The sequence below is a fragment of the Pseudomonas laurylsulfativorans genome, assembly GCF_002906155.1.
GTDB classification, from domain to species: domain Bacteria; phylum Pseudomonadota; class Gammaproteobacteria; order Pseudomonadales; family Pseudomonadaceae; genus Aquipseudomonas; species Aquipseudomonas laurylsulfativorans.
Genome location: NZ_MUJK01000006.1, coordinates 1 through 23,516, shown reverse-complemented (window position 1 = coordinate 23,516; position 23,516 = coordinate 1). Strand labels below are relative to the sequence as shown.

Annotated in this window: 20 protein-coding genes, 1 rRNA gene and 2 pseudogenes; 7 read left to right on the top strand and 16 right to left on the bottom strand. The window is 58.0% G+C overall.

Annotation, left to right across the window (positions count from 1 at the left end; genetic code table 11):
* Window positions 1–70 precede the first annotated feature (70 nt).
* From B0D71_RS19195 to B0D71_RS31495, 6 genes are all read right to left on the bottom strand, one after another.
* Window positions 71–436: a DUF7079 family protein gene (locus B0D71_RS19195; RefSeq protein ID WP_103396166.1), complete on the bottom strand. Its 366-nt coding sequence runs from the start codon at window positions 434–436 to the stop codon at window positions 71–73.
* Window positions 421–1,194, bottom strand: a complete 774-nt coding sequence (locus B0D71_RS19190) for a hypothetical protein (protein WP_103396165.1) — start codon at window positions 1,192–1,194, stop codon at window positions 421–423. Before B0D71_RS19190 ends, B0D71_RS19195 begins: the two co-directional genes overlap by 16 nt.
* A 48-nt stretch (window positions 1,195–1,242) precedes the next feature.
* Complete coding sequence (locus tag B0D71_RS19185) at window positions 1,243–2,298, bottom strand: DUF2345 domain-containing protein (RefSeq protein WP_103396164.1); 1,056 nt, start codon at window positions 2,296–2,298, stop codon at window positions 1,243–1,245.
* Between the two features lie 280 nt (window positions 2,299–2,578).
* Window positions 2,579–2,962: a hypothetical protein gene (locus B0D71_RS31270; protein ID WP_133160949.1), complete on the bottom strand. Its 384-nt coding sequence runs from the start codon at window positions 2,960–2,962 to the stop codon at window positions 2,579–2,581.
* A 65-nt stretch (window positions 2,963–3,027) separates the two neighbouring features.
* On the bottom strand, window positions 3,028–3,801 hold the full coding sequence (locus tag B0D71_RS19180; protein WP_103396163.1) for a hypothetical protein: 774 nt from the start codon (window positions 3,799–3,801) through the stop codon (window positions 3,028–3,030).
* Between the two features lie 5 nt (window positions 3,802–3,806).
* Window positions 3,807–5,759, bottom strand: a complete 1,953-nt coding sequence (locus B0D71_RS31495; protein WP_240635718.1) for a type VI secretion system Vgr family protein — start codon at window positions 5,757–5,759, stop codon at window positions 3,807–3,809.
* Between the two features lie 593 nt (window positions 5,760–6,352).
* On the opposite strand from B0D71_RS31495, the gene B0D71_RS19170 reads away from it, so the two are divergent.
* Complete coding sequence (locus tag B0D71_RS19170) at window positions 6,353–6,700, top strand: DUF6124 family protein (protein WP_046043796.1); 348 nt, start codon at window positions 6,353–6,355, stop codon at window positions 6,698–6,700.
* 103 nt (window positions 6,701–6,803) lie between these two features.
* Here the strand turns inward: B0D71_RS19170 and B0D71_RS32415 are convergent.
* The 3 genes and pseudogenes from B0D71_RS32415 to B0D71_RS19160 all read right to left on the bottom strand — a co-directional run.
* Window positions 6,804–7,241 (bottom strand): annotated as a pseudogene (locus tag B0D71_RS32415) (methyl-accepting chemotaxis protein); the annotation flags it as partial.
* A 150-nt stretch (window positions 7,242–7,391) separates the two neighbouring features.
* Window positions 7,392–8,030, bottom strand: a pseudogene (locus B0D71_RS32410) (PAS domain-containing protein); the annotation flags it as partial.
* A 207-nt stretch (window positions 8,031–8,237) separates the two neighbouring features.
* Window positions 8,238–9,551: an MFS transporter gene (locus B0D71_RS19160; RefSeq protein ID WP_103396161.1), complete on the bottom strand. Its 1,314-nt coding sequence runs from the start codon at window positions 9,549–9,551 to the stop codon at window positions 8,238–8,240.
* Window positions 9,552–9,751: 200 nt separating this feature from the next.
* Here B0D71_RS19160 and B0D71_RS19150 point away from each other — a divergent pair, with 200 nt between their 5' ends.
* Window positions 9,752–11,170 (top strand): short-chain fatty acid transporter, encoded by a 1,419-nt coding sequence (locus B0D71_RS19150; RefSeq protein ID WP_103396159.1) that lies wholly within the window; start codon window positions 9,752–9,754, stop codon window positions 11,168–11,170.
* Between the two features lie 217 nt (window positions 11,171–11,387).
* Window positions 11,388–11,912, top strand: coding sequence for an SET domain-containing protein-lysine N-methyltransferase (locus B0D71_RS19145; RefSeq protein WP_103396158.1), 525 nt, complete (start codon window positions 11,388–11,390; stop codon window positions 11,910–11,912).
* 6 nt (window positions 11,913–11,918) lie between these two features.
* Here the strand turns inward: B0D71_RS19145 and can are convergent, their stop codons facing one another.
* Window positions 11,919–12,563, bottom strand: coding sequence for a carbonate dehydratase (gene can, locus B0D71_RS19140; RefSeq protein WP_103396157.1), 645 nt, complete (start codon window positions 12,561–12,563; stop codon window positions 11,919–11,921).
* A 168-nt stretch (window positions 12,564–12,731) separates the two neighbouring features.
* Here can and B0D71_RS19135 point away from each other — a divergent pair, with 168 nt between their 5' ends.
* Window positions 12,732–13,136: a serine kinase/phosphatase gene (locus tag B0D71_RS19135; protein WP_103396156.1), complete on the top strand. Its 405-nt coding sequence runs from the start codon at window positions 12,732–12,734 to the stop codon at window positions 13,134–13,136.
* Between the two features lie 109 nt (window positions 13,137–13,245).
* Here B0D71_RS19135 and rimI read toward each other — a convergent pair whose 3' ends face one another.
* Window positions 13,246–13,698: a ribosomal protein S18-alanine N-acetyltransferase gene (gene rimI / locus B0D71_RS19130; protein WP_085723975.1), complete on the bottom strand. Its 453-nt coding sequence runs from the start codon at window positions 13,696–13,698 to the stop codon at window positions 13,246–13,248.
* The gene (locus B0D71_RS19125; protein ID WP_103396155.1) at window positions 13,691–14,437 is read right to left on the bottom strand and encodes an energy transducer TonB; all 747 of its coding nucleotides are present in this window, start codon (window positions 14,435–14,437) and stop codon (window positions 13,691–13,693) included. Before B0D71_RS19125 ends, rimI begins: the two co-directional genes overlap by 8 nt.
* A 231-nt stretch (window positions 14,438–14,668) precedes the next feature.
* On the opposite strand from B0D71_RS19125, the gene mksB reads away from it, so the two are divergent.
* From mksB to mksF, 3 genes are read left to right on the top strand one after another with little or no spacing between them, the layout of a single operon-like run.
* On the top strand, window positions 14,669–15,943 hold the full coding sequence (gene mksB / locus B0D71_RS19120; RefSeq protein WP_165798736.1) for an Mks condensin complex protein MksB: 1,275 nt from the start codon (window positions 14,669–14,671) through the stop codon (window positions 15,941–15,943).
* Entirely contained in the window at window positions 15,933–16,634 is a 702-nt protein-coding gene (gene mksE, locus B0D71_RS19115) for an Mks condensin complex protein MksE (protein ID WP_103396153.1), read from the top strand. The genes mksB and mksE overlap by 11 nt, the downstream gene beginning before the upstream one ends.
* Window positions 16,631–19,471, top strand: a complete 2,841-nt coding sequence (gene mksF, locus B0D71_RS19110) for an Mks condensin complex protein MksF (RefSeq protein ID WP_103396152.1) — start codon at window positions 16,631–16,633, stop codon at window positions 19,469–19,471. Before mksE ends, mksF begins: the two co-directional genes overlap by 4 nt.
* A 212-nt stretch (window positions 19,472–19,683) precedes the next feature.
* Here the strand turns inward: mksF and B0D71_RS19105 are convergent, their stop codons facing one another.
* From B0D71_RS19105 to rrf, 4 genes are all read right to left on the bottom strand, one after another.
* Window positions 19,684–21,987, bottom strand: a complete 2,304-nt coding sequence (locus B0D71_RS19105; RefSeq protein ID WP_103396151.1) for a PqiB family protein — start codon at window positions 21,985–21,987, stop codon at window positions 19,684–19,686.
* Window positions 21,980–22,603 carry a paraquat-inducible protein A gene (locus tag B0D71_RS19100; protein ID WP_095945250.1) on the bottom strand — a complete coding sequence of 208 codons (624 nt, stop codon included), beginning with the start codon at window positions 22,601–22,603 and terminating at the stop codon, window positions 21,980–21,982. Before B0D71_RS19100 ends, B0D71_RS19105 begins: the two co-directional genes overlap by 8 nt.
* A complete protein-coding gene (locus B0D71_RS19095; RefSeq protein WP_103396150.1) occupies window positions 22,590–23,249 on the bottom strand; it encodes a paraquat-inducible protein A in 660 nt (219 codons plus the stop codon). The genes B0D71_RS19100 and B0D71_RS19095 overlap by 14 nt, the downstream gene beginning before the upstream one ends.
* Window positions 23,250–23,396: 147 nt before the next feature.
* Window positions 23,397–23,512 (bottom strand): 5S ribosomal RNA (gene rrf, locus B0D71_RS19090).
* Window positions 23,513–23,516: the final 4 nt, after the last annotated feature.

Below are 23,516 nucleotides of genomic sequence, written 5' to 3'. Positions count from 1 at the left end.
GGAAATATAAAAAACATCCATCCTACCCACAGAACAATAGAGCCACTTTACTCTCACTCGACGCAGTCCTTTAGTCAGCTTTTGCTCGCTCTATTTCAGCTTTAATTTCGGCCCAGACACCCTTACAAACCAACCGAATAAACCACCCTTGAACCGGGGCAACCGCCTTACTCGAGACACCTCTACTGAGTCTCTTCTTTATCAACAACTCGATATCGCGTAAAAGCTGATCCTCATTGAAGAACCAGCAGACCGGAGGCACTGGTGCCAGCAGATTGTAAATACACACGGGCGCAACTCTTTCAAAAAACGCGTACTCGACATCCGGCAAAGGGTAATTTTTTGCGATACTCGCGATATATTTGTAGTCAATCTCACTATCAACAAACGCACCCGACAAAGCCAACCACAGTTTTTCGTTCAGTTGATCTGCCACCTTGCAAACTCCTCTAGTTCATCATCAAGGGAGTCTGCGATTTCCGAAGCCACCCAGCCAGACGCAGCCCCGCCTGCCAGCATTAAACCGATTGCGCAGAACGGCGCGCCAGGTCCACAGATCGTAGATACAGCCATGCTTGCCAATACTCCTCCCGCCAATCCACCGCCTATGGTAATACCCTGCTTAATAGCTTCCTTGGGTTTATTATCTGCATTGGCAATTACATAAGTCGCATGGGCGATAGTCACAACAATCAAAACCTTCCCTGATACCTTTAGCACTTTATTTACAGTATTAAACTTTATATTCGGCCTTGCCGAAGACTCAACGACTTCATAGTACACTGAATTTTTTTGCGCCTGACTCAGATCTACAAATTTTTTACCAAACTTCTCTTCAGTCTTCCGGTTCAATATCTCCTCCAAGGCAGGAGCAACGAATTTCTTCTTCTCCGCAATAGCCAACCCATGGACCGATGTATTGGCACGAATCTCCGCCATTATTTTATTTCGCGCCTCGTAGCAAAACTCCGCTGCTTCCTTCACCGAGACACTTCCAGACCTTACTTGGCTTAAAACCTCCGCCTTGACTCTTCTGACATTTCGATTGTAGTTTTCGCGCTGCCGCGCATCATTTAAAAAATCGTTAGAAAACTTCAGCGCAACCCCTTCAAAGCTTTCAACGGCCTTATTTAATACATCGTCATCAATGGGATGGTTTTTTTGAGCTAAGTAATTACGATAAAAATTATCCATAACAGTTACTCCACCAACATTCGCAGTAATTTCTCCGCACCACTGGAGTCACGACCCTCTCGATTCAGATCCTCTGATTTCAAATTTGATACAAGCCTCTCCAACAAACGAACAAAAATTCGCTTTATTTTCACTATCAAACTCACTTAGAAGCACTGTTCCATCATCCATCGTGGCACTGCACTTCAAACCTTGATAATTCATATCAGATGGTGCAGTAAAACTGATCCATTTCTCGGACGCTGGAAACTCAATCTTCAGCCCGCCCGGCAATAAGGTATGAGCGCTCATGGTTCGCCCTTCCTTGTCGGTTACGCCGTTAAACACTTCGCCCTGTTCAGTGGTGATCCGGTAGCGGGTAAACGCCAGCGGTGCCTGGCTCTCATCTCTCAGAACGTATTCCCCGGAGTAACCTCCGGGTAACGGTGTTGCTGGCGTATCCAGCCTGGCGCTGCCAAACTTTTGCACGTGCTTGGCCCGTTGATAGATATTGCCGGGGGCGCCCTGATCGAGGTCGCCGTCTTTCAAGCGGACAAAGACCCCTCCGCATTCCAATATCAGCTCTTTCTCAGCGCGGATGTGGACCCGGCCATCCACGCTCTCAATCTTGATGTCGCCCTTCGCCAGGGCGTTCAGAAGGCCTTCCAGGGCATGCAAATCGATGTTGCCCTTGGCCGTCTTGAGCTGCATGTCCGCGCTGTGCGCGAGCAGGCTGATTCCGTCCTCGGCGGTGGCGGTGATGTTCTGCCCGGCGCTGAGGTCGACGTTGTGCGCGGCAACGGCGCTCACGCTTTCGCTACCCGAGGACAGGCTCACCGCCTCCGGGCTGACCATGCCTATACCTGCCGGGGCGTGCAGCAACAGACCCGGTTGCTTCAAGCCATCGAGGACTTGTCTAAGCCGTTGCTGGCTGGCGGTGTCGCCGGGAGTGGCTTTGGTCGCGCGAGCCGCATCGGCCAGAGAACGCGCCAGTGACAAGGCACTTTCCAATTGGGCGACGGCAGCATCCATGTCGAGTTGCGCACCCTTGGCTTTCTCCTGTTTGTCCGCGCTGATGAAAAGGCCCTTGCCGCCATGAACGGCGCCCCAATCATCCGTCCGCAGCTGCTCCTGATCCTACAGCCATATCCGACAAGCACATTATTGTGATCAATTGTCACCCAGTGCCCCGGACCCGACTCTAATGATTCTTTTTTAAACTCAAACTTAGGCCCGCCCGGTAGCACGGTAATTATCTCCAAGGTATGCCTATCGCCACCGGCCATCCCCTTGAAACCTGACCCTGCTGGTTGGTAATTCGGTAGCCGACAAGCGACTTTCTCTGAACAATTTCTATTTCGATGCTGTCCTATTGGAAGATCACTTAGCCGTCCGACTGGTTTTCTCATGCAGCCGACCACCTGAAAATCTCAGCACCAATGAATACCGCAAAAAGGCATATTACGCCCGAGTAAACGAGCACTACAGCCCACTTCATACGGCATTTTATTGAGACGGGTAATCGAGCCAACTCTTCAGGATCAAGCGTTCCATTTCGTATATGCCTGCTGGGCCAAAGCACTCCACCAGATACAATAGAAGCCAATATACAGCGTGAAAAAAATGAGCGTCCGCCACCCCCAAATGAAGTTATTGCGTAACTATTTTTAAAATTACCCAGCACCACATCCAAGTCGCGAAACGCGATATAACAATTAATAGCAACACCCGTTAAAGCCACCATCAAAGGCCCAAAAAACAAAGACAATTTCAAAATGGTAAAAGTCAATTGTTTACCCTCTATCCCTCTAGCCTATTTTCCAGCTCACCGCCCCAACAAAACTGACACTGACATTAGTTAACCTGCCACTTGGTGAACTCATCTAATTCCTCATCAAAAAAAATCACCGCACTTGATGCAAGCCAGCTAAATGAAGTGCCCCCTGCAAGCAATAGTGCAATTGTGCATACCGGTGCCCCTGGTCCACACACTGCAATAACGGCACTGCCTGCCAAAATAGTCCCCACCACACCGCCACCAATTACAGCCCCTTGCTTGATCACTTCTTTCGATTTATTTTCCGCGTTCGCGATTTCGTATGCAGCATAGGTAATAGTAACAACAATCAATACCTTGCCAGCGACCCTCAACACCCTATTTCGCGTATTGTACTGAGCATTCGGCCGCGCCGAAGACTCAATAATCTCATAGTGAATTGATGTTTTTTGACGAACTTCCAGATCAACGAACCTTTTGCCAAATTTGTCAATCGCCTTACTATCCAACAGATCCTCTAAGGCTTTAGAAATCATTTTTTTACGCTCTGCGATGGATAATCCGTGCGTAGACGTTTTCGCTCGGACCTCAATCATAATTTTGTTTCGCATCTCGTAGCAGAACTCTGCCGCCTCCTTGACCGAGACTTTGCCGGACTTCACCTGAGTTAGAACTTCATCTTTGACCCTACTTACATTTCGATTGTAATTATCACGCTGCCTAGCGTCACTTATAAAATCCGCAGAAAACTTTAGGGCCGCCCCCTCAAAGCTTTCAATTGCTTTTTCTAGAGTATCATCATCAATTGCGTGTATTTTTCCAGCAAGATAGTAGCGATAAAAAGAATCCATAATAGTTACTCCGCAAGTTCCTTTAGCAATTTTTCAGTACCACTGATGATCGTGTTTTCTTGCTTGTCCGGGCACTCCACTTCGAACTTGACGCAAGATTTTCCAGAAAAAGAATAAAAGCTCACCTTATTCTCGCTATCAAATTCACCTTGCAGAGTCGCCCCGTCATCCATGGTGGCTGTGCACTTTATGCCCTGGTAGTTCAATTCAGGCGGGGCAGAAAAACTGATCCATTTTGTTGACTGCGGAAACTCAATCTTCAGTCCACCCGGCAACAAGGTATGAGCGCTCATGGTTCGCCCTTCCTTGTCGGTTACGCCGTTAAACACCTCGCCCTGTTCAGTGGTGATCCGGTAGCGTGTATATGCCAGCGGTGCCTGGGCCTCATCTTTCAGGACGTATTTCGCGGAGTAACCTCCGGGTAACGGTGTTGCCGGCGTATCCAGCCTGGCGCTGCCAAGCTTTTGCACATGCTTGGCCCGTTGATAGATATTGCCGGGGGCGCCCTGGTCGAGGTCGCCGTCTTTCAAGCGGACGAAGACCCCTCCGCATTCCAATATCAGCTCTTTCTCAGCGCGGATGTGCACCCGGCCATCCACGCTCTCAATCTTGATGTCGCCCTTGGCCAGGGCGTGCAGAAGGCCTTCCAGAGCATGCAAATCGATGTTGCCCTTGGCCGCCTTGAGCTGCATGTCCGCGCTGTGCGCGCTTTGGGGGTGGGTGATGCGTGCCGGCAGGGTGCCGGCGATTTGCGGTTTGGGCGGTACTTCTGGGCGAAAGCACAGGCGCAGGGCGTAGGGCATGGCTTCGAAATCGCAGGTCAGGCTGCGGTCGCGGGCGGCGCGGATGGTGGTCTTTTTGATCACCACGCGGGGGGTGAAGGCCTTGGGTACGTCGCCGCTGATGGTCAGGACCTGACCCGGGGCCAGGGTGGCGCTGCTGCTGGTGCCGCTGAGGTGGGTCTGGTTGTTGAGGTAGCGTTCGTGGCGCAGGCGCGCGTAGAAAAAGCCGCTTTCGCTTTGCAGGTCTTCGTCGCGCAGGTGGGACTTGCCGAGCACGCGGTAGGGTTCGGCGTAGTGGTAGGCCTCGCCGTAAGTGTTGTCGGCGACGCCACGGGTCGTGGCCACGCCGTGGGTGGTGGGCTCGCCGAGGGTCTGGTCTACCTCGCCGTCGAGGTAGGCGCGGCTGTCGTCGGGGTGATAGGCGCGTACGCTGACTTGCTGCTCCACCACCCGGTGGCGGGTTCTCAGGGCCCAGACGCTGTCCTGCTCGCTGTTGCTGAAGCCCGAGGGCGAGCGCAGCGGCAGTTCGACGTCGAACTGGTAGCAGCGCTGGTCGTCACAGAACTCGACGACATCGAAGGCGAGCTCTTCGTGCTGGAAGCAGCGGTACCAGATGCCGACGTCGGCGAGGATCCGGCTGATGAAAGCCAGGTCGCTTTCCTGGTACTGCATGACTTGCTCGCGCTGCGGGTACTCGCGCTTGAGGTTGAAGCGAAAGTGCCCGGTGTCCAGACCATGGCGGTCGCGCAGAATGCTTTTGACGATGTCCGGTACGGATTGGTGCTGATAGATCCGCGTTTGCTGGCCGCGATCGAGCAGGGCCAGGCGCGGTTGCAGGGTGACTTCGTAGCGGGCTTCGTCGATTGAGCTGGACAGGCGCTGGCAGGCAGTGATGCGGCCGTACAGGGTGCGCAGCGGCATTATCGGCCTGGGCACTTCCCAGTCGAACACGGGTACGTTGGACGGCGCGTCGTACAGGCTGAACTCGGCGTATTGGCCGATGAATTTTTCCGCGCCGATGTCGAGGTCGCTGGCGGTGAATTCGATGCGGTAGAGGTAGGGTTGGCTGAGGTACTCATGGCCCTCGAAGGTGAGGACGTCGAGGTGGGTGTCGAGGCCATCGATCAGTAGTTTGTGGCGGCTGTGGTCGAAGAAGACGGGCAGAATGGTGTTCAAGTACGGACCTCCCTGGGACATTGGGGGAGGCTTCATTTCCATCCCCGTTCAAGCGCTCGACAGCTTTCAGGAAGGAAAAAAAGGTTGATATAGGATGCTTCCGGCGCACTCGTAGGATGCGTCCGAGTGTTGACACCCCCAACCTGTAGGACCGTTCGCTATCTTGTCGGCGCCCAGTGCCGCGGCTGCTTTTTGACAGGGTTAAACCGTTCGGGTCGAACGCCACTCCAGAGCGCAACCCCTGCGTGTTTAAAAGTCCTCAAGGTTACTTCGTGAAAGCCACAGCGCCTTGCGTCGTTGCCTACACATACTCCAGAATCCGCCGGCTTGTACGCCTTGGGGCTGGGTTTTATCGTTTGCTGGTCGCTGAAAAAAACAGCGATCGGGTTTGGTAGCCCGTCCTCAAATGGCGTATAGCGTCACCATTTACAGGTGCTTTTCTACGGCACTTGTATCAATGGCGACCATGCGCAGGGCACCCTCGGGTGCGCCGGGTTTGCCATATGGGCCGGTCTACCAACCTCCGCATGGTCACCACCTTTCGTTTGGTAGCGAGGGTGATGACTCCATCAATCCCATATGGAGTTTCATCTATGTTCAAACCGACACCTAACCCCCCGGAAACCGATCCGGAAACGTCTTCAGAAACCCTCGATTCAAATACACTTCACGAGCCGTCCGAACGTATCCCCTCAGCCGCTGACATCCGCGCCACCCCACGCAAGCTCTGCACCATGTTTATCGTCAACACGGACCTCCATGCCGAAACCCTGCTCACCCATGCCTGCGAGTCGCTGGCCTCGGCAAACGTCATGACCATGGATCTGGCGGATCGTACGGAGGGGACGAGTCGCAATACCCTGCTGGGGATTGCCCAAGTCATCATGCTGGGGGAACTGGCGGTGAACCGGGCGCTGTATCGGATTGATCCGCCCGAATAGAAATCAAAAGATCAAAAGATCGCAGTCTGCGGCAGCTCCTACATTGGATTGGCGTACATCCTGTAGGAGTTGCTGCACTCTACGATCTCTTAACGATCAAACACTAGTTGGACAACTGATTGGCAAACTGCCCCACCGCATTGACCACTTTCTGTGCGCCGTCCTGGATCTCGACAATCACCGTGCCCGCTTCCGCCGCCAGTGCCAGGCCCTGCTCGGCCTGAAGCTTGCCGTCGGTCATCAACGCTACGGCGTTGCGCGCCATGTCCTGGTTCTGCCGCACCACGAGGACGATTTCGTCTGTGGCCTGGCTGGTCCGCGAAGCCAGTTGCCGGACCTCATCCGCCACTACGGCGAACCCTCGACCCTGTTCGCCCGCACGCGCCGCTTCGATGGCCGCGTTGAGCGCCAGCAGGTTGGTCTGCTCGGCAATGCCGCTGATGGTTTTGACGATGGTACCGATCACCAGCGACTGCTCGTTCAGGGCTTCGATGCCGTCGCCGGCGGTTTGCATATGTTTGGCCAAGTCACGCATCACGTCCACGGCCTGGGTCACCACAGCGTTACCGCGCTGAGCACTTTGGTCGGTTTGTTGCGAGGTGCTGTAGGCAATGTTGGCAGCCTCGGCGACGGCTTGCTCCTGATTGACCTGATCGGTAATCACCGTGGCGAACTTCACCACTTTGTAGAGTTTGTTGTTGGCATCGACCACCGGGTTGTAGGACGCCTCCAGCCAGACCGCACGACCATGGCTGTCGACACGTTTGAAGCGGTCGGCAACGTACTCGCCCGCGTTCAGGCGACGCCAGAAGTTCTGGTACTCGGCACTGTTGTAATCCTCCGGCAGGCAGAAGGTGCGGTGATGTTTGCCTTTGATCTGCGCCAGGCTGTAACCCATGCCACTGAGGAATCGGTCGTTGGCAGTCAGCACGTTGCCGTTGAGGTCGAATTCGATCACCGCCGTGGAGCGCACCAGTGCGCCGATCAGGTTCTCGTGTTCGCGGGAGGCCTCGATGGTGCGGGTCAGGTCGCTGGAGAAGATCGAGAAACACTTGATCCGACCGTCCGACGAGCGCACTGGCTGCAGGATCGAACGCAACCACGCTTCCTGGCCCGTGCCGCGCAACAGGCGTACCGCGCCGGCGAAGTGCTCGCCACGGTTCAACGCGTTCTTGAAGCGCTGCTGGAATTCGTCGAATTTCACGTGATCCGGGACGAGGTCATCGATATGTCGGCCGATCAGGTCGCCGCTCTTGTAGTGCATTTCGCCGAGGAAGTTCTGATTGACCGACTGGACCCGCCCGTCGCTGTCGAGGGTCAGCACCAGCATCTCGCTTTCCAGACTTTCCTTCACTTGCTGGAGGCTGGAGAGTTCTTCACGAAGAGCCGACAGCTCCTGCTTCAAGCGTTTATTGAACATGGGAAAGCACCGATGGACAGGGGTAGAAAGCGATATACAGCCTAACCATCGGCCTTGGAAACATTTACTTAAGCGTGTTTCAGGCTTGTCCTACAAAAAAAGTTACGACGCGCTCGATCAATGCGCGCCAGCGGCAGAATAGCCAGCAATTCTCGGCATGCGCGCACCGAAGTACGCCGCGCTGCCTACGCCCACCGCGCCCATCACCGCGCTGAACATCACGCAGATCCAGGGACTCCACGGCATCAGACCGATCAGCAACAACGGTGTGATACTCGCCCACGCAGCGTAGGCAATGTTGTAGGTGAACGAGATGCCCGAGACGCGAATCCGCGCCGGAAACAGGCTGACCATCACTGATGGCACCGCACCGACCACCCCGCAGGCCAGCCCTGCCACGGCGTAGGCCAGGCCGATCCAGTCGCCGCCCATGATCAGGCACGCATACAACACGCCGATGCCCAGCGGCAGCAACAGGCTATAGAGCATCACCGTGCGCCAGGCACCGATGCGGTCGACCAGCAGCCCGGCGAGCACGCAACCGATGTTCAAGAACACGATACCCAGTGCGCTCAAGGCGAAGGTATGGCTGGCGGTCATGCCAAAGGTTTTCTGCATCATGGTCGGAGTGATGACCACGAACACCACCACGGCCGAGGTCAGCACACAGGTGAGGATCATCGCCGGCAAAATGGCCAGGCGATGCTCGCGCAGGACCGTGCGCAGCGGCAGTTCGTCGGCTGCCTCACGTTGCGCCTGCATGGCCATGAACACCGGGGTTTCGCTGAGCCAGCGACGCAGCCAGACGCCAATCACCCCAAACACACCGCCCAGCAGGAACGGGTAACGCCAGGCGTAATCGAGGATTTGCGCCGGGGTGAATGCCTGCGCCAGAAAGGTCGCGGTCAAGGCGCCGATCAGATAGCCGAAGGTCAGCCCAGCCTGCAGGAAACCCAGGGCATAACCGCGATGGGCGACGGGTGCGTGCTCGGCGACGAACACCCAGGCGCTCGGCACTTCGCCGCCCACCGCCGCGCCTTGGAGGACGCGCAGGCCCAACAGCAGCAAGGGTGCGAAATATCCGATTTGCGCGTAGGTCGGCATGATCCCGATCAGCAGGCAGGGCAACGCCATCATCAGGATGCTCAGGCTGAAGACTTTCTTGCGCCCCAGACGGTCGGCGAAGTGCGCCATCAGGATGCCGCCCAACGGTCGCGCCAGGTAGCCGGTGACGAAGATCCCGAAGCTTTGCAGCAGGCGCAGCCACTCGGGCATTTCCGGAGGGAAGAACAATTGACTGAGGGTCAGGGCGAAAAACACGAAAATGATGAAGTCGTAGATTTCCAGCGCCCCGCCGAGGGCAGCGAGCCCGAGGGTCTTGTAGTCCGAGCGGCTGAACGGCGCCGGACGCGAATCGGTGTTGGCAGTCATGAAAAGAACTCTGGCACAGGCAAAAACCAAGGCGCCCATGGTCTACGCAAACGTGCTGGCGGACAACCCGTTAGACCAAAGTCCCATAGCCACAAATCAGCCCCGCAAAAAACTCGCGCTTGAATTAATGTTGGCGTCTGTCCAGACGGGCGGTTACTGCCCCGAAGACCACAACAAACATAAAAATCCGAGGTACTCCCGTGGCCGCTGATATCGAAGATAGCCGCTCCGCCCGCTTTGCCCTGCGCTGCTCAAGTTTTGCCGAACGCTGGTTCCCCGACTCCTGGGTGTTTGCTGCCCTGGCGGTGATTATCGTAGCCCTGGCCACCATGGCCATGGGTGCCAAGCCCACCGATGCCGCGATGGCTTTTGGTGATGGTTTCTGGAGCCTGATCCCGTTCACCATGCAGATGGCCTTTGTGGTGATCGGCGGTTATGTGGTCGCCAGTTCGCCGCCGGCGGTGAAACTGATCGACCGTCTGGCGGAAATTCCGAAAAACGGCCGCTCCGCCGTGGCGTGGGTCGCGCTGATCTCCATGGTCGCCTCGTTGCTGAACTGGGGCTTGTCCCTTGTGTTCGGTGGCCTGCTGGTGCGCGCCCTCGCTCGCCGCACCGATCTGAAAATGGACTACCGCGCCGCCGGCGCCGCTGCGTACCTGGGTCTCGGTGCCGTGTGGGCATTAGGCCTGTCGTCATCGGCCGCACAATTGCAGGCCAACCCGGGTAGCCTGCCGCCATCGATTCTGTCGATCACCGGGGTGATTCCGTTCACACAGACGATTTTCCTCTGGCAGTCCGGTGCCATGTTGCTGGTCTTGATCGTGATCTCGCTGATCATCGCCTACGCCACTGCACCCGGCCCAAACTCGGCGCGTGACGCCGAGGCTTGCGGCGTGGACCCGAGCTTCAACCTGCCGCCCTTGCAACCGCGCACCCGCCCCGGCGAATGGCTGGAACACAGCCCGCTGCTGACGATTTTGCTGGTATTGCTGGCCGCCGGATGGCTGTTCCATGAGTTTTCGACCAAGCCGGCCATCAGTGCGATTTCCGGGCTGAACACCTACAACTTCCTGTTCATCATGCTGGGAGCCCTGTTGCACTGGCGTCCGCGCAGCTTCCTGGATGCGGTATCCCGTGCAGTGCCGACCACCACCGGCGTGTTGATCCAGTTCCCGCTGTACGGCTCGATCGCCGCATTGATGACCACGGTCAAGGGCGCCGATGCGCAAACCCTGGCGCACCACATCTCGACCTTTTTCGTCAGCATCGCCTCCCACGACACCTATGCCCTGCTCATGGGCGTGTACTCGGCGATCCTCGGCTTCTTCATTCCGTCCGGTGGCGGCAAGTGGATCATCGAAGCGCCGTACGTGATGCAGGTGGCCAATGACCTCAACTATCACCTGGGTTGGGCCGTACAGATCTACAACGCCGCCGAAGCCTTGCCGAACCTGATCAACCCGTTCTACATGCTGCCGTTGCTGGGCGTGCTGGGGTTGAAGGCGCGAGACCTGATCGGCTTCTCGTTCGTGCAGTTGCTGGTGCACACGCCGATCGTGCTGTTTTTGCTGTGGGCACTGGGGACGACGTTGGCCTATACCCCGCCGGTAATGCCGTAACACAGACCTGACGAACACCATCACGCAAACAACCAGGGGGGCGACTCTTCAGCCCCCCGCACCAGCCCTTCAAAACGATGAACGGTATTTGTGCTGTCAGTTATGACAGTAGAAATACCGTTGTTTTTACGACAGCCTAAAGACGCTCCCATGTGCTGCAGGACTGACAGGATCGTCAGCCGACCGAAGTCGCAGCACCCTGCCGACAAGGATCGTTATGAAAGCTCAAGCCGTTCAAGGAAAACGCCCTCAGTCGCCGCAAGGTGTTTATCCCTTTTCAGAGCTGCCTGTTCGCCTGGGATTTCCGTCCCTGGCCGACTTTGAAATCATTGAAAACGCCAAGGGCCAGGCCACTGCCATTGCGGCCCGGAGCGAATTCCCGCGAATCACTCGAATGTGCCGGGCCTCGGGGCATTTGCTGCCCTATCGCTGCCGGCATACACGGCAACTGGCGCCCGGGGTGCATGTTTACGACCCGCGCTTTTGCGGGCTGCTGCATCACTCTTGCGACCCGAACGTGTTTCTCGACATGAGTGAATTGTGGTTATGGGCGCTGAAAGACATTCAGAAAGGCGACTGGCTGTCGATGGACTACGCCGCCACGGAAGACAAACTGCTGCGCCAATTCGCCTGCCGCTGCGGTTCGCACAACTGCCGGGGCTGGATCACCGGCTACGATGAATCGCCAAACGCCGACGGCCAGCTGTTTTTGCAACAGTGGCGTCGGCAAAGTCTGCGCTGAAGGGTTTTATAGGGGCTCGAACGGACGCAGGCGGTACTGCGGCGGCAATTGCTCGAAACCACTGATGGTGGCGTTCAGGCTCTTCCAGCGACCGTCCTTGATGCCGTAGATGCAGCCGTGGATCGACAGGCTCTGCCCGCGGTGCCAGGCGTTTTGCACAATGCTGGTGTGACCGACGTTAGCCACCTGCTGGATCACGTTGAGCTCGCAGAGCCGGTCGACCCGCTCTTCTTCAGTCGGCAATTTAGCAAGCTCTTCGCGCTTTTCGTAATACAGGTCGCGAATCGAGCGCAGCCAGCCGTCGATCAGGCCGAACTGACGATCCTGCATCGAGGCGCGCACGCCGCCGCAGCCATAGTGGCCGGTGACGAGGATGTGTTTGACCTTGAGTACATCGACCGCGTACTGGATCACCGACAGGCAGTTGAGGTCGGTGTGCAGCACGACGTTGGCCACATTACGGTGTACGAACAGATCACCCGGCAACATGCCGACGATCTCGTTGGCCGGCACCCGCGCATCGGAGCAGCCGATCCACAGGAACTCCGGGGTCTGTTGGCGCGCCAGCTTGGCGAAGAAGTCAGGATCTTCCTCCTTGATCGCAGCGGCCCAACGCTCGTTGTTATCAATCAGATCTTGTAATTCGTTCATGCTTTGAAGCCTCAAGAATGATGCGCAACTTTGACTGACAACCGTCCGTCGGGGTCACGCGCGAAATGCAGATGCTTTCCTGATCCGCAACACGGGCCTCCATGCCGGTGGAATTCTCGGTAGCCACGTGGGTCAACCGTAGTAAGGCCCACAGTATGAGGAATTACCATGAATGATTCACGACGTCCGTACGATGCGGTGCAACCGGAACCCGTCGATGACAACGAAGACCGCATGGGCTCGGTGCGTGAGCTGGATTTCGAAACCGAAGAACCCAGCGCCAGGATCGGTGACGAACTGCCGGACGGCGAGCGCGAGCAGTTGATGCCAGGCCAGCGCGTACGTAATGCGGGCCTGACCGGCGCCTCGACCAGCGACCATCAACCTACCGACGACGACATGAGCCCGGAAACCCTGATCCGTGAAGATGGTGCCCGGGATGCCCTGGAAGCGGGCAATAACAGCCGCGCGGATTGGGACCTGAGCATCGTCGATGAGGACGATATTGGTGGTGGTAATGGTCTGGATGAGGAGGAACTGGCGCGGCGCGATCCGATGGACGGCAAGCGGTGATCTTCGGTGTCTGGCAGGCCCTCATCGCGAGCAAGCTCGCTCCCACAGGTTTTATGTACGACACAAATCCCCTGTGGGAGCGAGCCTGCTCGCGAAGAGTTTTTTACGCTCAATCCACCAAAGTACAGGCCATGACCACCGCATCTTCGCGCCCGCCCACCGCCGGGTAGTAATCCCGGCGCCGGCCGATCTCGTTGAAGCCATAACGCTCGTACAGCTTGAACGCCGCGGTATTGCTGTCGCGCACTTCCAGGAAACACTCCCGGGCGTCGGCCTTGTAGGCAATCGACATCAAATGCTCAAGCAAAGTCAGCCCCAGGCCACGGCCCTGGTTTTCCGGCTTGACCGTAATGTTCAGCAGGTGTGCCTCGTCGAGGATGATCTGCACCACCCCGTGGCCGACCTGTTGCTGACCCTCGAACATCAGCCAGATCTGATACTTGCCCAGGCCATCGAGGAAAATCCCGCGGGTCCACGGGTGACTATAGGCCGCGTATTCGACTTTCAATACGGCTTCCAGGTCCGCCTCGGTCATCGGGCGAAACGATACTGCGTCACTCATTCGATTCTTTCCAGCGCGCCATCAGCCGACGCATGGCTTGCCAGACATCAGCCTTACGCTGTGGCTCTTCCATTAATAATTCCAGGCCCGGCACTGCCCAGGCCGAGCCCAGGCCTTCTATCTGCAACTCGCGATTGAACGCCTCGGCATCCGCTTCGCCGGCAAATCGCACGGCGGGCAGGCCGATCAGCCACAGGCAGGCACACGGCGTTTCTTCCATGCGTACCGAGAGAAACCCCTGCACGAAGTCGCGGGCCGCTTCCGGGCCCTGGTCCATCGTGCCACGCACCAGCAACGGCCAGCGCACCGGCTCGCCGACGATCTGCGGGCTGTCCGGCAGACCGGCGGCGCGCAGCATGTCCTTGAGCAGCAGGTAAGCAGGATCGCGAGTCTGGAAGGATTCGCCTGTGGGTAACTCCACCAACAGCAGGCAACGCCCGGCCCGCAGCAATTGCAGGGCGAAACGCGGCGGCGGCACGACAGGCGCCTTGACCACGACCGGCGCCTCTTCGGCCTCTTCCACCGGTTTGGCACCGGTGCGAGTGCTCGCCAGCGATGGCCGCGGCACCTCGATCTTCACTCGCTCGGCCGGTTTGACCACTGGCGCCACGGGCGTCTCAGCCACGACAGCCGGCACGACAGGCGCGACCACAGCCGGCTCGGGGATCTCCAGCAGCTCGGGCCGCGACGGCGCGGCAAAGGGCAATTCGGTGCGCGGCAGCCAGTTGACCACCTGCATGGCGGCCAGATAAGCGCGACGACGGGACTCGATAAGCAAAGGTCGGCCACTTGTGGATAACTAAAGTGCGGTGATTCTACCGCCGTTCGCTCAATATCGCTTGCTGTTGATCGATAGCCTCGACCGATGCTCTTTATCGAAAGAATGCGACAGCCCGTCCCGAGATTGAATCGCATCGCGCCCGATGCAGTACAATCGCGGCTTTTAATCGCCAACCAGCCGGCCATTCCGATGATCGAACCCAAGCGCGTCTTGCGCGCCCTCGCTGAACACTGGGCTCTTCTGGAGCCACTGTGCGAGCACTTCGACCAAGGCACACTGAGCCTGAACGAACTGCGCACGCAACTGGCCGCCCAGCAACTCGACAGTACGCCACAGGACATCACCAGCCTGCTGGATGTGTGGATTCGCCTCGATATTCTGGTTCCCGTGGCCAAAAGCCCGAACCGGTTCGAGCTCAATGCGCAGATTCACGACTTCCTCGCCTATCTGCGCCGCGAGCACCGTCTGGGACTGTGCCTGGAGATCGAAGCCTACCTGCGCCACCTCGAGCGTCTGGCCGGTTACATCCAGGATGCGTTCGATGTTCGCGACGGCAATGACCTGGCGCGCCAATTACGCTTGCTCGACATGCGCGTACGTGACGTGCTGAAAAAGCTCGATAACGACGAACAGGCACTGGTGGCAGTCGCCGAACGGGCAAAAACCAGCGACCGGCAGATTCCGTTGCGCCAGCGTTACGCTGAAGTGCTGGCGACCTGGGACGAATACGTCGAGCCGATGATTGATCTGGTGAATGCCGACGGCGCCTTCGAACAGGGCGTACGCAAGGTCGAAACCGTCCTGTTGAAGATGCTCAGCGAACAGCAGCGCCTCGGCCACCTGGTCGACGATGACATGCTGCTGCGTACCCACGCGCGCATCCTCGAAATGCAGACCAGCGCCCAACTGACTCTGCGTCATGCCCGCGAACTGCTGCTGCCGCTGCGTGAAGAAGCGCGCCGGCACAACGCCGTGACCCGTGGCGCGGCGCTGGCCCTGTCGATGATCCGTCGCAAGGGCATCGACGCCGTGCCACAAGCGGCCATGCCGATGTTCACCCGCCCGCAAAGCACCTTCCTGGGCAGCGCCAGTCAGGTCGAAGCCTACGTTTACGCCTTGGCGCGTTTCGAACCGAAACCGGCGCGTTTCCCCAAGGCGCACAAGACCCAGAAAGGCGAAGCGCCACGGGCGCCACGCACCGTTCGGGAAATGCTCGAACGCTGCGAAGACGCCCTGCCGATGCCGGACCTGATGACCTGGCTGCTGGAGCAGGAACCGGACGGCGCCACCGACGAATTGCTGTACTGGTTCTCGCGTCTGTCGCGGGAAAAACGCTTCAAGCGCGAGCGTCTGGAACGTCGCGAATACCATACTCACGAGCACCAGGTCAGCCTGCGCTCCTTCGCCCTGCTCTCGGTCAGCGATGTCGCCGAGAATTCTGCGAGCATTCCTCATGCATCTTGATCTTTCCGAACTGTCTCAGCTGGCGCCGATCTTTCGCGAGTTGTTCAAGGGTTATCACGTCAGCCGCCGCGATCCTGAGCTGTACGCACAGCTGTCGAACTTCCAGGACCAGTACCGCACGCTGTTCAAGGCCCTGGGCTTTGAACTGGTCTGCGATACCCGCGGTTTCTACTACTTCGTGCCCGACCTCGCGGCGGCGGCGGTGAACAAGACCGCCCAGCGTCTGGCGCTGTTCACCTTCATCCTCGTCGAGCACCTGGCCGATCAGGGCCGCGACCCGATCTCCGTACTCGATGGCGGCAGCCTCGGCCGCGATGAGCTGCCGTCGTTGCTGGAAAAGTACCGCGACCTGTTCATCCAGGCCGAAGTACAGACCCAGGACGAGCTCGAAGAAAAAATCATGCGCCGCATGACCCAGCTCGGTTTCGCCAGCGAAGAAAACGGCATCTACCGTTTCCTGCCGCCGATGCACCGCTTCCTCGACGTGTGCCTGTCGGTGCAGCAGGACCGCGATCTGGCCGCCAGCCTGCACAGCGTCCTGCCGTTGCCGGTGCCGGTGCTGATCGACGAAGACAGCGACGAAAAACTGCTGCAGACCGATGACCCGCTCGACTTGGCGGAGTTTGCAGACGAAAGCGAAGAAGACGCCCTGGCCCGGGCCATCGCCGAAGAACAGGAGCTCGACGCATGAGCAAGGAACGTTACGGCATCCGCCGCTTTGCCCTTTTGAACACCGCCGGCTACAGCCTCGGCCTGTTTCCGCTGGAAGAACCGTTGTCGGTGTACGGCGCGAACAACCTCGGTAAATCCGCCTCGATCAACGCCTTGCAGTTCCCGATCCTCGCGCGCATGTCGGACATGAGCTTCGGCAAGTACAGCCTGGAACAATCCCGGCGCTTCTACTTCGCCTCGGACACCAGCTACATCCTGGTCGAAGTGAACCTGCCCCATGGTCCACATGTTATTGGTGTGGTCGGCCGCGGCCCGGGTGGCGGTTTTGGTCACCAGTTCTTTGCCTATGCCGGCAAACTGGACCTGGCCCACTACCAGAAAAACGACACCTGCCTGCGTCAGAAGGAGTTGTTCACCAACCTTGAGCGCGAGGGCCTGAAAGCCTACGAGCTCAAGCCGGACGAACTGCGCCGCCTGCTGGTCGGTGGTCACACCTCGATCCCGCTGGACCTGACACTGATTCCGCTGCGTTCCACCAGCGAGCAGAGCCTGAAGACCTTCCGTGCGCTGTTCATCAACCTGCTGCATATGCGCGAAATCACCGCGGCCAAGCTCAAGCAACTGTTCCTCGATGCCTTCGAACACAGCCTGCGTTCCGGCAGCGTCGATTACATTGCCGCGTGCGAAGAAGCGTTCCGCGATGTACGCCGCATGGAGCAGGACTACAACTCGCTGGTCGCCGCCGGCCCACTGGTCGAAGCCCTGGCCAACGGTGTGAAGCAACGTGACATCCTGCGTGGCAAGCTGCACCGGATCTCGCCGCTGCTCGACTCGCTGCTGGGCACCTGGTCGGACTACGCCAGTGCGCGCAAGGAAGAGCTGACCATTCAGGCCGAGCACTACCGCAACGAACAGGACGCCCTGCAAAACGACCAGCGCGGCGGCACTCAGGAACTGATGCGCCTGGAGCGGGAAATCACCGGCATCCAGCGCTGGCTCGGCGAGCTGTCGGTACTCAAGCATCGCTTTGCCCTGGTCGATGACGTCAAGGTACTGGAACAGCAATTGCTGGCCGCCAAGGATGCCCACGACGAACTGGCCGGTGCACTGGCACAGTCCCGCCAGTTCAGCGCCGAGGATCTGGACGAGCGCCTGCGCGATCTGGAAAAACGCCTGAAGTCGGTCAAGCAGCAACTCGATCACGCCGACAACAACAGCTACGCCCGTCTGCGCGAGGAGTTCTCGCAGCAGGACGTCGAACGCCTGATGCGCCTGTTCAACAGCGCACTGTTCAGCCTGCCGCTGGGTGAGCATGGCATCACCCTCGACGACAACGGCGAGTGGGTCAAATCCGTTGAGCTGATCCTCGACGGCTTCAAAGGTGAGCGTTTCGAAGTGCCGGGCCTGTCCATCGACATCTCGCACATCGAACCACCGGCGTTACAGGCCCTGGCTGACCGCGCGGCCCTGCGCGACCAGAAAGAGCGCCTGGAAAAAGAACTCAAGCAACTGAAAACCCAGCAAGCAGTGGCTGCCGACCGCGCCGCGAGCAAGACCCAGACCGAAGTGCTGTACCAGCAAGTGCTGGATGCGCAGAAAGCCCTGGAAGATTTCCGTCGCGCGCAAACCCTGAGCGCCGAGGAAGGCGACAAGCTGGAACAGATGGCACAGATGGAAGCCGCTCAGGACGAATTGAAGCGTTCCAGCGATGCTTTTACCGAGCGCGTCCAGCAACTGTCGGCCAAGCTGCAACTGGTCGGTCGTCAGATCGGCGACATGGAAGCCAAGCAACGCACACTTGACGATGCCCTGCGCCGCCGTCAGTTGTTGCCGGCGGACCTGCCGTTCGGCACACCGTTCATGGACCCGATCGACGATTCCATGGACAACCTGCTGCCACTGCTCAACGACTATCAGGACAGCTGGCAGGGCCTGCTGCGGGCAGACGGCCAGATCGAGGCGCTGTACGCTCAGGTGCGCCTCAAAGGCGTGGCCAAGTTCGACAGCGAAGACGATATGGAGCGTCGCCTGCAACTGCTAATCAACGCCTATGCGCACCGTACCGACGAAGCCCTGACCCTGGGCAAGGCTCGCCGCGCCGCGGTGACGGACATCGCCCGGACCCTGCGCAACATCCGCAGCGACTACGACAGCCTCGAACACCAATTGGCACTGTTCAACCGCGAGATCAACAAGCGTCAGGTCTCCAACCTGCAGAGCTTCCGTATCGTGCTCGCACCGAACAAGGAAGCGCTCAAGCACATCGACCAGATCATCCACAGCGCCGGTCAGTACGAGGAAGGCGAAACCCTGTCGGTATTCGATCTTAGCCAGAGCGCTGAACAGGACAACAAGAACGAAGAGGCCAAGGAATACCTGGCGCGGCTGGTGGCAGCCAACCACAACCAGCTCGGCCTCAAGGACTTGTTCGAACTGGCATTCGAAATCACCAAGGTCAACGGCCAACCGGTGATCCACACCGACATCGACGGTGCAGCGTCCAACGGCACCACCATGACCATCAAGGCGCTGACCAACATGTACTTGTTGCTGCACTTGATGGACCGTGACCAGGCCGGGCGTGTGCGCTTGCCGTACTACCTCGACGAGGCGGCGGACATCGACGAGAAGAACCAGGCCGCGTTGCTGGAAACCAGCCTGCAACTGGGCTTCGTGCCGATCCTGGCGAGCGTGAAGCCGCAGGTCTGCGCCAGTGTCGCCATCGACCTCGAAGGCGGCAGCGGCCCGGCCGGCATTTACATCGACGAGGCGGACTGGAAGTACATTCGTCGTCACGATCAGGTAAAGGCGACGGTCAGCGAACAAGCGGATGAACCGGAGCTGGATGCGGTCTGAGGCTTGAATCGAAGACAATAAAAAAGGCCGCGATCCAATGGGTCGCGGCCTTTTTTGTGGGCACCGGGTTAGAGGTTCGGTGGGTTTGAGGGCCTCTTCGCGGCAAGCCCGCTCCCACAAGGGTGATTGGGTTGTCCCTGAAGACATTCGATCAAATGTACGAGCGGGCTTGCCCGCGAAGGCGTCATCACAGACGCCCAATCAATTCCCTGTTATTTACCCAGCGAAATCTTCGGCGCCCAGGTCAGCCATTCATCTTCAAACTTGTCGAACAGCGCAAACGTCTGCTCGGGTAGCGCCGTGCTGCCCATGCGCTCTCCGTCTGGTGTAGCAAAGGCGACACCGCCCTGAATCATCGTTTCCAGGGACTCGGTACGCACCGTTGCGCCCCTGAACAGGCCAACATCAAAGTCGAAACCGCTGGTGTTCCAGAACCGAGTGCCGCTGCGTACCAGTGGCGCGTACTTCGGCTCGATCAGGATATGGATCAGGACACGATCAGCGGTCTGACCCAGTTCATAGCCAGTCACCTTGCCCACGGTGATTTCGCGATACGTCACCGGCACACCGGCCTTCAGCGAACCACGACGAGCGGCACTGAGCACCAGACTCAATCCCGCTTCCTGTTTGGCAGTTTCCGGCGCCGTGGGCAAAGCGACAAAGTTGTTCTGCGGCCCCAGATTCTTCGGTGCCGGTTGCACCTCGATGTATTGCCCGGTCACCAGGGTTTCGAGGTTGGACGTCTTGATCAGGCCCAGTTCAGGCTTGACCACCCAGAACTGACTACCGACCCGGGCGATGCGCTCCGGCACTTCGGTAATCCGCGCGGTCAGCAATACCGATTGCAGATCCTCGCTGAGGTCAACGTCCTCGATCTTGCCGACATCCAGACCCTTGAAGCGAATTGGCGTGCCCGTACGCAAACCATCGGCGCGGTCTATCTTGATGCTGATCACCGCACCCTTTTGCGTGGCATCGTCATGGCTGGCGAACAAGCGGAAACGTGGAATGCGCTTCTGTAGCGGCGCCTTGGCTTCGGGTGTTTCAAACGCAATACCACCGGCCATCAAGCTTTGCAGTGATTCACTTTTGACTTGAATCCCACCGGTCAGTCCGCCCGTGAGCGTGATGCCGCTGGCATTCCAGAAGCGTGTCGAGGCGTTGACCAGATCCTCGTATTCCTTCTCGATATGCACGCCGATGATCAACTGCTTTTTGGTGCGAGAGAACTGATAACTCTGTACCGAACCGACCTTGACCTGCTTGTAGAGGACCGGACTGCCTACTTCCAGCGAACCAAGGTTTTCGGTGAACAACACCAGATGCAGGCCCGGTGCACGCAGATCCAGTGGTGGCGCCTTGGGCCGTGCCACGAATTCGCGTTGAGGGGCGGCGCCCTTGTCGCCCGGACGCACAGCGATGTAGTTACCTTTGACCAGCGCTTCCAGGCCGGTAATCCCCGCCAGGGAAATCGACGGTTTGACCACCCAGAATTGCGTACCGTCCACCAGGTAATCTTCGGCCAACGGGTCCATCGTCAATTCGGCGGTGGCCCCGGACAGATCAGGATCGACCTTCAGCGCCTTGAGATTGCCGACCTGAATGCCTTTGTACATCACCGGTGTACGCCCGGCCTGCAAACCTTCAAAGTCGCTGAGCTTGACCTTGACCCGGATACCGGCCGCCGCCGCATCGAAGTCTTCGTAGAGTCTGAATGGCAGGCTCGGGTCGGTAGGCGGGCTGTCCTTGCGGTTTTCAGGCGTCGCGAACGCAATACCACCGGCGACGATGCTGGCCAACGATTCGCTGCGCACTTTCACGCCGGACAGATTGGCGTCGATGCTAATGCCGCTGGCGTTCCAGAATCGTGTGTGTTTGCGCACCAGCTTGGCGTAGGTCGGCTCAATGAAGACCTTGAGCTCGACGGTGCTCTGGTCCTCGGACAGCACGTAGCTCTTGATCTGGCCCACCTTGATTTGTTTGTAGAACACCGGACTGCCACGGTTCAGCGACCCCAGGCGATCGGCCTTGATGGTCAGGTGCAGACCTGGCTGGGCATCGGAGAGCGGTGGCTCCTGAGCCAGGGCCTTGAACTTGCGAATCGGTTCACCCTCACCCGGACTGATCGCAACATAGTTGCCCGAAACCAGCGTTTCAAGGCCCGTGATACCGGCCAGCGTTACGCTCGGCTTGACCAGCCAGAAACGTGTGCTGGTGCGCAGGTATTGCTCCACGTCCTTGTTCATCTCGATGCTGGCAATCACCCCCTTGGAACTGCCCTCATCATCGAGCTTGAGGCTTTTGACCTTGCCGACCGACATGCCCTTGTAGACGACTTCCGTCTTGTTGGCCTGAATGCCTTCGCCACTCTCAAAACGCACCTGAATCTCGATGCCGGTCTCGTTGTAAGCACGCCATCCGAGCCAGCCGCCAATGATCAAGGCAATCAGGGGCAACACCCAAATGGCAGACCAGTTCGAGGCCGGTCGGGTTTTCGCTACAGGCAAATCAGTCATGGTCGTCGTCCGACTCCGTGTTATCCCAAATCAGTCGGGGATCGAAAGTTACAGCGGCAAGCATCGTCAGAATCACCACAGTGGCGAAAGCGATGGCGCCAAGATTGGCTTCAATGCTGGCAAGCCGTCCAAAATTCACGACCGCCACCAGGATGGCGATCACAAAGATATCGAGCATCGACCAGCGACCGATGAACTCGATGAAGCGGTACATCCAGATACGCTGGCGGGCCGAAAGTGGCTGGCGGCGCTGCACGGAAAACAGCAGCAAGGCGATGCCAACCAGCTTGAAGGTGGGCACCAGGATACTGGCGATAAACACCACGGCCGCGATGGGGAACATTCCGTAGTGCACCAACTCGATCACACCAGCCATGATCGTGCTGGGCGCGCCTTTGCCTAATGAGTTCACGGTCATGATCGGCAACAAATTGGCCGGAATGTAAAGAATGGCGGCGGTAATCAGCAATGCCCAGGTCCGCACTAGACTATTGGGGCTACGGGCATGCACCAGCGCCCCGCAGCGCGTACAGACTTGCTCATCGGTATCGGCTTCCTGCCTATTCAATTCATGGCATTCCTTGCAAATCAGAATGCCTGCATCAATCGCCCGCATGGGCATCCTCTCCTGATAACGCTTGCCAGATCTGGTGAGGTGACATTACGACCTCCAGCCAGACTTGTATCAGCAACAAACCAATGAAACACGCCAGGCCGAGGCCGATGGTGATGGCTGCCATATCTGCCAGTTTTACGATCGCCACCAGTACGCCCATGAAGTAGACCTCGAGCATCCCCCATTCTCGTATGTGGTGATAAATGCGATAGAGCAACAAGCCGTAGCTGCGTCCGACATCAAAACGGATGCTCAACAATACGGCCAGTTGGCACAGTAACTTGAGCAGCGGAATCCCCATGCTGCACAGGAACACAATCACTGCAACGCTTTGCATGCCTGTTTCAAAAAGCGCGACAACGCCGCTCCAGACAGTGTCGTGCGAAGATTGCCCGAGTAGATTGAGTTGCATGATGGGTAAAAAGTTCGCTGGGACAAACAACAACAAGGCTGCAATGACCAAGGCGAGACTGCGCTGTACGACGTTATACCTATTGGCATAAAGCTCGTAGCCACAGCGCGGGCACAGGGCTTTTTCACCATGGGCGAGTTCGGGTTTACGCATGAGCAAATCGCACTCATGGCAGGCAACCAGATTTTCTAGTGGTAATTCTGACAGCCCTGGGGCGTCAACCGGATCCAGCATAAAGGCTCTGATTCTGAAGAAGTTGGGCCTATTCTAGTGCCATGAGCTGAAAATAACTGTGCAAAATGTGCAACGGCCAACCCTGTTTTTTAACGCGCAAAAACAAAACCCCTACCTGCATACGCAGATAGGGGTTTCGGAATTTAATCTTGACGATGACCTACTCTCACATGGGGAAACCCCACACTACCATCGGCGATGCATCGTTTCACTGCTGAGTTCGGGATGGGATCAGGTGGTTCCAACGCTCTATGGTCGTCAAGAAAT